The sequence below is a fragment of the Nitrosospira sp. Nsp11 genome, from assembly GCF_900142705.1.
Classification (GTDB): domain Bacteria; phylum Pseudomonadota; class Gammaproteobacteria; order Burkholderiales; family Nitrosomonadaceae; genus Nitrosospira.
The window spans coordinates 65,596-79,187 of the sequence record NZ_FRBV01000003.1 but is presented as its reverse complement, the minus strand read 5'-3'; the positions used below and the strand labels follow the sequence as shown (position 1 = coordinate 79,187).

The window sequence follows — 13,592 nt, the reverse complement described above, 5'->3', positions numbered from 1 at the left end:
CTGATCAGTTTGAATAGTGCGGTTCTGCCATCGATGAGCGACGCACTGGGAACTTCTTCAGAGGCGAGGTTCTCTAAACAAAAGGAGAAGCGGGCTTGCGTTATATCAGCCAGATTACGCGTAATTCGGTAGCGATGATACTGGCGGGCGGGCGCGGCACCCGCTTGAGACAGCTTACAGACTGGCGTGCAAAGCCCGCCATGCCATTCGGCGGCAAATTCCGCATTATCGATTTTCCTCTCTCCAATTGTGTTAATTCCGGCATTCGACGTATCGGAATCGCAACACAGTATAAAGCGCAGAGCCTGATCAGCCATATTCAGCACGGCTGGGGATTTCTTGATGGGCGATTCGATGAATTTGTCGAGTTATTGCCAGCTCAACAGCGCATCGAAGAAACCTGGTACCAGGGAACCGCCGATGCGGTGTATCAAAATATCGATATACTTCGAGTTCATAATCCGGATTACGTGCTGATCCTGGGCGGTGATCACGTTTACAAAATGGACTATGGCAAGCTGCTTGCTGATCATGTCGAAAGGTCCGCCGAGATGACGATAGCCTGTCACGACGTACCCTTGGAGACGGCAGGTGGGCTTGGCATCATGAGCGTCGATGACGAATGGCGCGTCAACGGTTTCGAAGAAAAGCCTGCAGTTCCCACAGCCATTCCCGGCCAGCCTGGGCACGCGCTTGCGAGCATGGGTATCTACGTGTTCAATGCGTCATTTCTTTTCGAACAGCTGATTCATGACCATGATGACGAGCATTCGTCCCATGATTTCGGCAAGGACATGATCCCGTACCTGGTGCCTCGCGGAAGGGTATTTGCCCACCGCTTTGTCCACAGTTGTGTCAATATGGCGTCGGGTGTGCCGTATTGGCGTGACGTTGGCACCATTGATGCCTATTGGGAGGCGAACCTTGATCTAACCCGTATTACGCCGGACCTCAATCTATATGACAAGGATTGGCCAATCTGGACTCACCAGGAACAACTGCCCCCCGCCAAGTTTATTTTCGACGACGATGACCGGCGTGGACAAGCACTGGATACAATGGTTTCTGGCGGGTGCATTATCAGTGGGTCAACCGTGCGCCGCTCGTTATTATTTTCAAATGTACAGGTACGCAGCTACAGCAGTATCGAGGATTCAGTAATATTACCCAACGTGGACATCGGCCGAAACGTGCGCCTGAGACGCGTCGTTGTGGACAAGAATTGTATAATTCCTCCTGGGTTGATGGCTGGTTTTGACCCGGAGGAGGACCGCGAGCGCTTTTATGTCACCGAAAATGGCATTACGCTTATTACTCCGGAAATGCTGGGGCAGAAAATACATTATGTCAGGTGATAAACAAGTTGTAATAAGACAGCGAGGGCATAAGGCAAATAATTTATGCCGATCAAGCAGGTTCCGCCCCGACCGCAGGGCTTGTCCAGCCGACACCTTCCATCAGGTCAGATAGAAATGCAACCAATACATTTAGTCTTGCTGTGGCATATGCACCAGCCGGATTACCGCAATTACGAAACTGGCGAATTTACGTTGCCATGGGTGTATCTGCACGCCATCAAGGACTACAGCGACATGGTGGCCCACCTTGAAGCGCATCCGTCCATGAAGGCGGTGGTTAATTTTGTGCCGGTACTGCTGGATCAACTTGAGGATTATGCGGCACAGTTCGCGTCGGGTCAGTTTCGGGATCCGCTCTTGCGTTTGCTGGCGACGCCCGACCTGGAACAGGTTTCTGCGCGAGATCGCATACGGGCGTTTGACAGTTGTTTTCGCAGCAATCATGTCACCATGATGCAACCCTACCCAACCTACAAGCGGCTGCATGATATGCACGAAACGTTGCGGGCACGCGGAGAGGCTGAACTGTCCTATCTTTCGGGGCAGTATCTGGCGGATCTGATCGTGTGGTATCACTTGGCGTGGACAGGCGAAAGCGTGCGCAGGACCAATGAGGCAGTAGTGCGATTGATGACGCAGGACAGAGGCTTCACCCATGCCGACCGGATAGACTTGCTCAATGTGATCGGAGAGTTGATACAGGGATTGATTCCTCGCTATCGCAAGTTGGCTGAGTCAGGCCAGATCGAATTATCCACGACGCCGCATTACCATCCCCTCGCCCCGCTATTGATAGACTTTTCTTCCGCGCGCGATAGCATGCCCGAGGTGCGACTGCCGGTCGAAAGTACTTATCCAGGAGGGAAAAACCGGGTCGCGTTTCAGTTGACGTCAGCAATCGAGAGCCATGCGAGTCGCTTCGGGATAAGGCCCGGCGGCGTATGGCCTGCGGAAGGCGCGATATCAACTGCAATGCTCGAGATTCTGGCGGACCACGATTGTCAATGGAGCGCCAGCGGCGAAAATGTGTTGGCGAATAGCCTGCGCAAGTCGTATGGGGGCAGACCCTTGCCTGAGCGAGGCCGCTATCTCTACAAGCCCTACCATCTGGAGGGTAAGGCCAATAGCGTCACATGCTTCTTTCGAGACGAAAAACTATCCGACATGATCGGCTTTGAGTACTCCAAGTGGTTTGGACGAGATGCCGCCGAGCATTTGGTGCACTCTCTCGAAGATATCGGCCGCAATGCACTATCTGGAGAAAGTCCAGTGGTAAGTATTATTCTCGATGGCGAGAATGCATGGGAATACTATCCTTACAACGGCTATTACTTCCTCAATGATCTCTACGGAATTCTTGAAAACCACCCCGCAATCGAGGTGACCACTTATAAGGATTATCTGGGAAGCATACAGCCGGCCGACGTCGTCCGCTTGCCGATATTGACGGCAGGGAGTTGGGTATACGGAACATTTTCCACATGGATCGGCGATCAGGACAAAAACTGTGCCTGGGATTTACTCTGCGCGGCCAAGCATAGCTATGACCTGGTGATGCAAAGCAGGCGCTTGACCGAGGAGGAAAGAGCTAAAGCCGAACGGCAACTCGCTTCCTGCGAAAGCTCCGACTGGTTCTGGTGGCTAGGTGATTACAATCCGCCGAACGTAGTATCGAGCTTTGACCAATTATTCCGCGATAATCTGGCTAATCTTTATTCCTTACTGAAATTGCCGGTACCCGTATCCGTACATCAGCCTATCAGCCACGGCGGCGGCGTTGTGGCTCAAGAGTCGGGCGCAATGCGGCGCGCCTCTTGAAGGAAGCCTGCCGCGCATTACTGCCGGCGCAAGCTTGAGAGCGGCATTTCAACCAGGAAAGTCGAGTTGGTTTTCCAGGCCACATAATGCAACCTGATGCATTTCACCTGACCAGCGCCAGCCTGGGCCGCGCGTAGCGGCGCAAGTGAGTGGCTAAGCTTTCTCTCAAGGAGAACTCGATGTCCCGACCCGTCTCCCTGCTTTTCGGCGTTCATGCTCACCAGCCGGTCGGCAATTTTCCAGAAGTGCTGGCTGACGCCCACCTGCGCTGTTACCGGCCTTTCCTGCAAGTCCTTCACCGCTATCCCAGCTTTTGTTTCGCGGTGCATATTTCCGGCTGGCTGCTGGATTATCTGTTTGATCACTATCCAGAAGACATGGCGCTGCTTCGGGAGATGGTGATGCGCGGTCAGGTTGAGCTATTCGGCGCAGGCGATACAGAGCCGGTCCTGGCCGTGATTCCCAATCGCGATCGCATCGGGCAGATCCAGACATTTTCCGATAAGCTGGAGATGAAGCTGGGGCGGCGCCCGCAAGGTGCATGGCTGACCGAGCGCGTGTGGGAAGCAACAGTAGTTCCCGCGTTAGCGGATTGTGGTATACGCTACGTGATCGTGGACGATTATCATTTTCTTTGTGCTGGCAAAACAGCTGCGGAACTGGATGGTTATTTCACTACCGAAGAGGACGAGCGCAAACTCGATCTGTTTCCCATCTCCGAAGCGTTGCGTTACCGGCTGCCGTTTTCTCCGGCGGATGAAGCGGTAGCGTATATAGAGTCTCTGGCTGAAAACAGTACAGCCGGGCATGGCAATGCCGCCGTCTATTTTGACGATATCGAAAAATTCGGTATTTGGCCGGAAACTTATCAGTGGGTATATGAAAAAGGCTGGCTTGATAACTTCATTCAAGGAGTGCTGGCGTCGCCCATAATTCGCACCCAGCACTACCGGGATTATCATGCCGTCGAGAAAACCCGGGGTGTAGTGTATCTCCCAACCACTTCATATATAGAAATGAACGAGTGGACACTTCCTGCAGGGCCTGCCAATGTTTATGCCGACCTTGTGCAGCAGGCCAAGGCGGCGGGCTGGTATGACGGCAACAAGGCGTTCCTGCGCGGTGGCATCTGGAAAAATTTTTTTTCGCGCTATCCGGAATCCAACTGGATGCACAAGCGCATGCTGGGCCTTTCCAAGCGGCTTGCCTCGCTGCCGGAGCGGCAACGTAGCGTCGCCATGAAGCATAAGCTGTATGAGTCTCAGGCCAACGATGCATATTGGCATGGCTTATTCGGAGGCTTGTATCTCCCTCATCTCAGGCGCGCGGTATTTAAAGCCATCGTCGAGCTGGAAGCGATGCTCGACGCCTGCACCCCCCGCCCGGCAAGATTTTTGGAAGATACTGATCTCGACGGGACCGAGGAAATGTATTTGCAGACCGGTAAAATCCAGGCGGTATTGAAGATGGATGACGGAGGCGTTATCTGCGAACTGGATTCCTATCTGCTGACGCATAATTTTGGCGATACGTTGCGGCGCCAGGGCGAGCATTATTATCGTAAAATCCATCAACGCGAGGATGGCCCGCATGAGCACAGCAATGCCGGAATTGCCTCGGCGCATGAACGGCTCAGCTTCAAGGATAAGATAACTGCCGGGGATATGGTCGCTGACGATCATGCTCGGGGGTTGTTCGTGGATCGCCTGAATGGTGATTTTATAACCTATCGGCATGAACCATCCAATGGTGATGATTCAGTCTGCCAGACGGAGGTGTATTCGCAATACGTAAAAAAAAGTATCGCCCTTGCGGGCAACTGGTTGCAGGTGTCATATTTGTTCGCCGCTGAAGCGGAGGGCATATTCTGCACCGAGATCAACCTTGCAATGCCAAGTTGCGATGGCTGGGGGGGGCGCTATATTTATCGGGGACAAATTCCGGGTGGTTTCGGTCAACTACTCGAGCTCTCCTCTATGACCGATATAACGCTTGATGATGATGTGCTGGGAGGAAGCGTCGAACTGAAAGCATCTGTTCCAGCCGATTTACACGCGCAGCCTTATTATTCGGTATCACAGTCGGAAGAGGGATTCGAAAAAATCATGCAGGCTGTGACTTTGAAATTGCAATGGCCGGTAACAGTTGGAGCGTTGGTTGTCTCGCTGGCAATCAATGCAAGACAAACGTCGTGACGGAACATTTTCTGTAACCGCGGTGGACCGGTCGGAATTATACAAACGCTCAAGTACAAACGTACAAACGTGCAAAAAGAAAAGCGGCCTGGCGGTAACTCATCCTATAGGTGCGGTTATACATAGTCGGGCATACTCCGCTTTCAACGGCGGCATCCCAGCTTTGATTCTCGCCTTAAACCCCTGCAGGCGGCCTGGGTCCCGGTTGTAGAGTTATAGCGGCATTCGTAAATTTTCTGGTAAAATTGCGAATTCTCAAAGAGCCCAGCAAGGATCCGTCATGACCTATGTAGTAACAGAAAGCTGTATCAAGTGCAAATACACTGATTGTGTGGATGTGTGCCCGGTGGATTGCTTTCGCGAGGGGCCTAATTTTCTGGTAATTGATCCCGATGAATGTATCGATTGCACTCTGTGTGTGGCTGAATGTCCAGTGGATGCAATTTATGCCGAGGATGACGTGCCGACGGATCAACAGCATTTCACGGCGCTCAACGCCGAGTTATCGAAAGCATGGAAGCCCATCATTGAGAAAAAAGACTCTCCCCCCGATGCCGACGACTGGGCAAAGGTAACCGGGAAACTGGACAAACTGGAACGCTGATCCGGCAGCGGTCGCTTTTTACCGCATGTCCTCCATTCTGAATTTCCCCCAAGTTCTTCTGACGGATTTTTTTGTCGGCCGTGATGTCGGCTCAATGGACGGTGTCACGGTCGTTACGCCTAACCGGCGGCTCGCAGCTACACTGAAACGCGAGTTCGACCGGACGCGGTCAGCCGAAGTCATCTCTGCCTGGGATTCGGCGGATATCCTGCCGATCTCCACATTCATCGAACGTTTCTACGAGGATGCGCTTTACTCCGCGCAAGCCTCTCACCTGCCCGCGTTGCTCAGGCCTGCCCAAGAGCAGGTGTTATGGGAGGACGCCATTGCCCGTTCGGATACGGGCACGGTTTTGCTTGCCGTCGCGGAGGCTGCACGGCTCGCTCGCGAGGCATGGCAACTCGCCCATGCATGGCGCCTCACCCCGCAGCTCGCGAATTTCCCGCTGAATGAAGATGGCAAGGCGTTTCGGGATTGGTCGCGATACTATGAGGAAACAACCCACCGCGCACGGCAGACCGATCGTGCACGGCTTTGCAACCTCGTAGCCGAGCTGTGCCTGCGGCCTGAAATCAAAAAACCGAGGCGCTTGATCTGCTATGGTTTCGATATCATTACCCCGCAGCAGGCATCTTTGTTGGTCAAGCTTGAGGATGCAGGTTGTGAAGTAATGCTGGCGCAACCGCAGCCACAACGGTCATCGCAAAATCCCGGTTCGCGACGCGTGCAATATGACGACGCCGGTGAGGAGATTTATCACGCGGCTGCTTGGGCGCGGGCACGAATCGAAGCAAATGGCTCGGCTCGCGTTGGCGTCGTCGTTCCGGCCTTTTCAGAGCACCGAAGCACCATCCTGCGCATCTTCAGTTCGATGATGGAGCCCGATATCCAGCGATCACTACCGGGTGCAGCCAAGCGCGTATTGCCGTTTAATGCATCGCTTGGTAAGACTCTGGCTTCGTATCCTTTGATAAACGCCGCCTTCCTGATACTCGAACTCGGCAAGGGAGAAATCGGATTCGAGCGCACAAGCCTCTTGCTCCGATCGCCTTTTCTCAGCGGCGGCGAAACTGAAATGGCACAGCGCGCAAGGCTTGATGCTCAACTGCGCAATCGTACCGAGCCCACAATTACACTTGAACGGCTGCTTGCTCTTATCGAGCGCGAACATGACGGTAAAAGCTGCCCGGTTCTAGCGAGGGTTCTAATCGCCTATGCCGAGTTCCGCAAAGTAAAGCTACGCGGTTCGCAAGCGCCCTCAGCGTTGGCCAGGGTCTTTTCCGAGGTGCTGAGGATCATGGGTTTTCCGGGCGAACGTGCTCTGGATTCGGCGGAATATCAGATATTGAAAAAATGGCATGAGGTTCTCGCCGACTTCGCTGCCCTCGACGGCGTTATGCCGAACTCTAGCTACGGCAAAGCACTATCGCGTCTGCGCCATATGGCTGCCGAGGTGTTGTTTCAGCCTGAGACCCCGGATGTTCCTATCCAGATACTTGGCGTTCTCGAAGCTGCCGGCATGACGTTCGATCATCTTTGGGTAATGGGCTTATCTGATGAAGCGTGGCCGCCACAGCCGCGTCCCAATCCTTTTCTGCCGATTGAACTTCAGCAAGCCGCCGCATTGCCGCAGGGTTCGGCCGGCGCTTCCCTGGCGCTTGCGTCCCGGCTTACCAAAGCCTGGTTCTCGGCGGCGAACGAAGTTATCCTGAGTCACCCACGGCATGGGGACGGCCGCGATGGGCGGGCGCTCGCACCCAGCCCGCTGATAGCGGATATTGCCGTTTGCGAGCTTGAACTACCCGATTATGCAAATCACCGCGATCTGATCCATCGCGCCGGACGGCTTGAACGCATAAAAAATGACGAAGCACCGGCAATAGATGCAGGCAACGGCGCTAGCGGTATGGCCAATGGCGGCATGGCGGTGATAAAAGATCAGGCGGCCTGCGCATTCCGGGCTTTCGCTATCCATCGACTGGGTGCGTCCGGAACAAAAGCGCCGGGCATTGGGCTGGATGCAATGCAGCGCGGCATACTGGTGCATCATGTACTCGCGCAGGTCTGGGGTCAGCTCAAAACCAAAAATGCGCTTGACGCCATGAGTGATGACGATCTTGGAGCGATGCTCATGCAGGCCGCGAAAGACGCGACCGCACATATCCATCGCGACCGTCCGACTACGCTTTCGGGTCGTTTTGCGGTGATCGAGCAGCGGCGCCTGGTGCGATTGGCCCACGAGTGGCTTAATGAAGACAAGAAGCGGAATGACTTTGCGGTCATTGCTATCGAAGACAAACGCAGCATCGAAATCGGCGGGCTTGAACTGGCGACGCGTCTCGATCGTGTAGACGAGCTCAGCGACGGACGCCGCATTGTCATCGATTACAAAACGCGGGCGCCATCGGTGAGCGCCATGCTTGGCGAGCGTCCGGAAGAACCGCAACTGCCCTTGTATCTCATTACTGCCGAACCAGCCGCGGTTGCGGTTGCATTTGCGCAGGTTAAAGCGGGAGAGATGCGGTTCACTGCACTTGCGCGTGATGGCGACCTGCTGCCGGGTGGAAAAGCGCTGGGCGAGTCACGCTTGGCGGATCAGCATGACTCGTGGGAAGACCTGGTTGCGGCCTGGCATGCCGATCTAGCCCGTATCGCGGCCGATTTCATCGGCGGAAATGCCAAAATCGATCCCAAGACCTATCCGCACACTTGCCGCTACTGTGACGTGCGATCCGTTTGCCGTATTTATGAGCGGGCAGGGAAGGAGTTTACCGAGCAGGAAGAGGAGGGATGAGCAGCACATCGCCTTTGTTCCATACGGAACTCGCGCCGCACTTGGCGTCCGGTCCGGCCCCGGACTTTGCCGAGCGGCGTCGTGCACTTGATCCGGCCCATTCCTTTATTGTTCAGGCGCCTGCCGGATCAGGCAAAACCGGGCTTCTGATACAGCGGTATCTCAAGCTGTTGACGCTTGTGGATGAGCCGGAAGAAATCGTTGCGATTACATTCACGCGAAAAGCGGCTGCAGAGATGCGTGAACGATTGATGGCGGCGCTTGTGCAGGCCCGCGATACGTCATCTTATCCGTCTGAAATGCTTCAAACGGAGTACGAAAGGCTGACACGGGAGCTGGCCGTCGCTGTCTTGCAGCGGGACGAACGGGCTGGCTGGCATATTCTCGATAGTCCGGCCCGATTGCGTGTCCAGACATTCGATTCACTGTGCGCATCGCTGACGCGGCAGATGCCTGTGCTGTCGGAGTTCGGCTCTCAGCCGGAAACTATCGAGGACGCGTCTGATTTATATGCCGATGCAGCGCGTGCCACCATTGGTCTTGTCGAGGGGAACGATGTCGTGGCGCAGGATGTCGAGCATTTGCTGGAGCATCTCGACAATGATGCGGCACGCGTTGCTATATTGCTCATCGGAATGCTGGCGCGACGCGATCACTGGCTGCGGCATATTCACGGCAAGGACCGCGATGAACTGGAAGGGGCGTTGAAGAACGCGCGCCGTGATGCGCTCCGGCGCTTGTGTTCACTATTTCCTGCCTCGAGCCGGGACGAACTGGTTGAGCTGATGCGCTACTCCTCACGCAATCTGGCGAACAGCGGCAAGGGTTCGTCCGTCGTCGACTATGCACAGCTTTGCGAACTCAGCACGTTTCCTGGCGATGACGAGGGAGATGTTCCCTGCTGGCATGCCATTGCCGAACTGTTGCTCGTAAAAGAAGGCGCATGGCGCAAGCGACACACCATAACAGAGGGTTTTCCCCCGGAGCCCAAGGCCAGAAAAGCCATGGCGGACTCATGGAAGGACAGGGTGCGGGCATTGGTTACGCATCTGGCTGAGCAAGATGACAGCGCGCTTTGCCTGGCGTTATATGACATTCGTGAAAAGCTTCCGCCCCCTGCTTACACCGAACGGCAATGGCAAGTGCTTAGCTCGATAATGCGACTGCTTCCGCGCGCAGTGGCGCAGCTCAGGCTTGTGTTTCAAGCCCATAACAAGGTGGACTTTACCGAGGTCGCGCAGGGCGCCCTGCGAGCGCTCGGCGAACCCGAGATGCCTACCGATCTTGCACTCGCGCTCGATTACCGTATTCAGCACTTATTGATAGATGAGTTCCAGGATACATCGATCAGCCAGTATGATCTGGTCGTGAAATTGACCGCCGGATGGGAGCCGGGGGATGGCCGCAGTGTCCTGGCGGTCGGCGACCCCATGCAGTCCATCTATCGATTCCGCGAGGCTGAGGTTGGGTTATTCCTCCGCGCCCGCGCAGAGGGAATAGGCAATGTCGCATTGCAGCCGAGCGCTCTTTCCGCTAATTTCCGATCACAGCGCGGCATCGTCGATTGGGTCAATGCCACGTTCTCGCAGGTAATGCCGGAGCGGGAGGATATCGCCCTTGGAGCGGTATCTTATGCACACTCCATCGCAACGCGCAGCGTGCTGGAAGGCACAGGGGTCAGCGTGCATCCGTTTTTCAATGATGACCACGCAGCCGAGGCGGTAAAAGTGGTGGAGATCGTCGCGCAAGCACAACGCGATGATCCCGGCTCCACCACGGCAATTCTGGTGCGCAACCGTAGCCATCTCGGTGAAATCATACCTCGGCTGAAGGAAGCCGGCATTCGCTTTCGCGCGATAGAAATTGAAGGACTGGCGCGCAGACCCATCGTTCAGGATTTGCTGGCGTTGACCCGCGCACTGGCGCATCCTGGCGATAGAATGGCTTGGCTCGCTTTGCTGCGCGCGCCATGGTGCGGCCTCACGCTCGCGGACATGCACGCACTTGTATCGGTGCATTCCCAACCCAGTATTGGCGATATTACTGATGCGGTCGTTAGCGACACCCAAGCAGACGGGAGAGATAGCGCGGCAAAGCCACCTGATCGTACAGTGTGGGAATTGATCAATGATGACGTTTGCATGGCATCGGTTTCCGCCGATGGTTATATCCGGCTTCTACGCGTGCGGAAAGTATTGGTGGAATGCATGGCTCACCGTTGCCGCCAATCGCTGCGTGACACTGTTGAGGCAGCATGGCTTGCGCTGGGAGGCCCCGCCTGTATTGAAGATGCGACAGATTTCGAAGATGCCGCTGCCTATCTTGATTACCTCGAAGCAAACGAAAACGAAAGCAGCGTTCTCACCGTCGTTGCCTTGGAGGAAGGGCTCGTCAGGCTTTTCGCACTGCCTGACGTAAAAGCGGACGATACCCTGCAAATCATGACGATCCACAAGGCCAAGGGCCTGGAATTCGATCATGTCATCGTACCCGGTCTTGGCCGGTCATCGCGCGGCAACGATAAGAAGCTATTCATGTGGATGGAGTATTTACGGCCTGCGCTTGCTACGGAAGAGCCAAGCGAAGGTAACGACTTATTGCTCGCGCCGATTCAGGAAACGGGTGGGGAGGCTGACCGCATTTACTCATGGCTGGAGAAACTCGACGGTGAAAAAGAACGCCTGGAGGATGGGCGCTTGCTCTACGTGGCTGCAACACGTGCCAAACAGCGCCTGCATCTGCTGGGCAGCGCGGGTGTTCGCGAAGGGGGCGGCCCTTTTGAACTGAAGTCGCCTGCGGGAAAAACGCTGCTGAGTAAAATCTGGCCGATGGTAGAGCCTATTTATGCAGAAGCTGCGGCACAAGCGATGTCTTCAGGCGCGTTATTTGCCGCTGATGATAAAGAGCCGCGCGCGACAGGCGAATACGCGATCGATCAGTCTCTCCGGCGTCTTGTCTCGGGTTGGACCCTGCCGGCCGCGCCGCCCTCGGTACAGTGGAGGGCTCAGCAGCAGGTATCGACGATTCAGGGCGAGATCGAGTACTCATGGGCGGGGGAAACGGCGCGTATTATCGGCAATATCGTACACCGCTGGCTACAGCGCATCGCCGAGGACGGGGTGGAGAACTGGGGCTCAGTGAAGATTCTCGAGTTGCGGGATATTTTCAAGCGTCAATTCGCTGCCCACGGCATGAGCGGTAATGAGCGCGATACCGATGCGGCTGTCAAACAGGTAATAACCGCTCTTACCCATGCGGTAAGTGATCGGCGGGGACAGTGGCTGCTCGGCCCACAGCGGGATGCTAGCAACGAATTGCGCATGACAACGATAGCCGAAGGCGAGTATATCGATCTCGTTATCGATCGTACCTTTCGCGATGAGAGCGGCCAGCGATGGGTGGTGGACTACAAGACCAGTAGTCACGAAGGCTCGGACCTGGAAGGCTTTCTCGACAGCGAGCAGGAGCGCTATCGCGCCCAACTCGACCGTTATGCGGTGCTTATGCGCTCGCTCGATGGCCAGCCGGTGAAGCGAGGGCTTTATTTCCCAATACTGAAGGGATGGCGGGAGTGGGGCGATACGCGGTAAAGTGCCTTTCTGGCAGGCCATCCTGAAAGCGCCGTCGCGCACCCGTTAAGGAGAGAGCTGATTCAGCGTTTTCCGAAAAGCGATGAGTTTGCTGAAGAGAATGAAGCCGATCAATAATGATCAATAGTGAAAAAGATAAACAGCTTTCTGTACTTGCAAACTAGGGAGAATTCATGCGACTGCTATTCTATGCCTTCGGATTTCTGACGCTCGCTGGATGCGCGGCGGGTACGACCGGTGCAACCGCGGCAGCAGCACCATTGCGACCGGAACTCGAAACTTTCATCGGCCAGATGGTGGAACGGCATGGATTCACCCAGGCTGAACTCGAAAGTATTTTCCGCCTGGCCCAGTTTCAGCCGGCCATCGTCAATGCGATTTCGCGCCCCGCTACCTCCAAGCCATGGTATGAATTCCGTCCAATGCTTGTTACCCCCCAGCGTGTCACCGATGGCGTTGTCTTCTGGAACAGCCATGCGTCGACCTTGGAGCGGGCGCGCAAAGAGTTTGGCGTTCCTGAAGAAATCATTATTGCCATAATCGGTGTCGAAACAAACTATGGCGTACAAACCGGTAAGTATCGCGTGCTGGACGCGTTGACCACGCTGGCGTTCGATTATCCGAAGCGTGCTGCTTTCTTTCGCGACGAACTGGAACATTACTTGCTGCTGGGGCGGGAACAGCGTTCAGACCTGCTGAGCATCAAAGGTTCGTATGCGGGGGCTATCGGCGTCCCGCAATTCATGCCCAGCAGCTATCGGCGATATGCCGTGGATTTCGATAATGATGGCAAGGTCGATTTGTCGGGCAGCACGGTGGATGCCATTGGCAGCGTCGCCAATTATCTGAAGGGCTACGGCTGGGAAACAGAGCAAGCGATAGTCGCGTCCGCCCTCGTCAACGGCGAAAACTACCGGGAGGCGATATACGCAGGGGAAAGACCAGCATATACCGTGGAAAGAATGAGAAAATTGGGCATTGCGCCGCAAGTCGCCATACCGGGTGGCCGCCAGGCTACGCTGATCGAACTGGAAAATGAAACCGGAAACGAACATTGGCTGGGTTTCAATAATTTCTACGTCATCACTCGTTATAACCGCAGCGTGAATTACGCCATGAGCGTGCTGCAACTGGCTGACGAGATTCGCGCGGCAAGAAATTCAAATTGAAATTGCTTGTGCAAGATTTTGACTCTCCATTCGTAGTCGATTAGGGAAGATACTCGATTTTTGA

7 protein-coding genes are annotated in these 13,592 nt (G+C 55.1%); all 7 read left to right on the top strand.

Going from position 1 to position 13,592, the window contains the following annotated elements; translation table 11 throughout:
- Positions 1-95: 95 nt before the first annotated feature.
- The 7 genes from glgC to mltB all read left to right on the top strand — a co-directional run bounded on the left by glgC (position 96) and on the right by mltB (position 13,528).
- The gene (glgC, locus tag BUA28_RS05700; RefSeq protein ID WP_072767162.1) at positions 96-1,355 is read left to right on the top strand and encodes a glucose-1-phosphate adenylyltransferase; all 1,260 of its coding nucleotides are present in this window, start codon (positions 96-98) and stop codon (positions 1,353-1,355) included.
- A gap of 117 nt (positions 1,356-1,472) precedes the next feature.
- Complete coding sequence (locus tag BUA28_RS05695) at positions 1,473-3,176, top strand: glycoside hydrolase family 57 protein (protein ID WP_072767305.1); 1,704 nt, start codon at positions 1,473-1,475, stop codon at positions 3,174-3,176.
- A 179-nt stretch (positions 3,177-3,355) separates the two neighbouring features.
- Positions 3,356-5,371 (top strand): alpha-amylase/4-alpha-glucanotransferase domain-containing protein, encoded by a 2,016-nt coding sequence (locus tag BUA28_RS05690; protein WP_072767161.1) that lies wholly within the window; start codon positions 3,356-3,358, stop codon positions 5,369-5,371.
- 280 nt (positions 5,372-5,651) lie between these two features.
- Positions 5,652-5,975 (top strand): ferredoxin FdxA, encoded by a 324-nt coding sequence (gene fdxA / locus BUA28_RS05685; RefSeq protein WP_025040257.1) that lies wholly within the window; start codon positions 5,652-5,654, stop codon positions 5,973-5,975.
- Between the two features lie 25 nt (positions 5,976-6,000).
- On the top strand, positions 6,001-8,769 hold the full coding sequence (locus BUA28_RS05680) for a PD-(D/E)XK nuclease family protein (RefSeq protein ID WP_072767160.1): 2,769 nt from the start codon (positions 6,001-6,003) through the stop codon (positions 8,767-8,769).
- Entirely contained in the window at positions 8,766-12,359 is a 3,594-nt protein-coding gene (locus BUA28_RS05675) for a UvrD-helicase domain-containing protein (protein ID WP_083569890.1), read from the top strand. The genes BUA28_RS05680 and BUA28_RS05675 overlap by 4 nt, the downstream gene beginning before the upstream one ends.
- A 173-nt stretch (positions 12,360-12,532) precedes the next feature.
- Positions 12,533-13,528, top strand: a complete 996-nt coding sequence (gene mltB / locus BUA28_RS05670; RefSeq protein WP_072767159.1) for a lytic murein transglycosylase B — start codon at positions 12,533-12,535, stop codon at positions 13,526-13,528.
- The last annotated feature ends 64 nt before the right edge of the window (positions 13,529-13,592 follow it).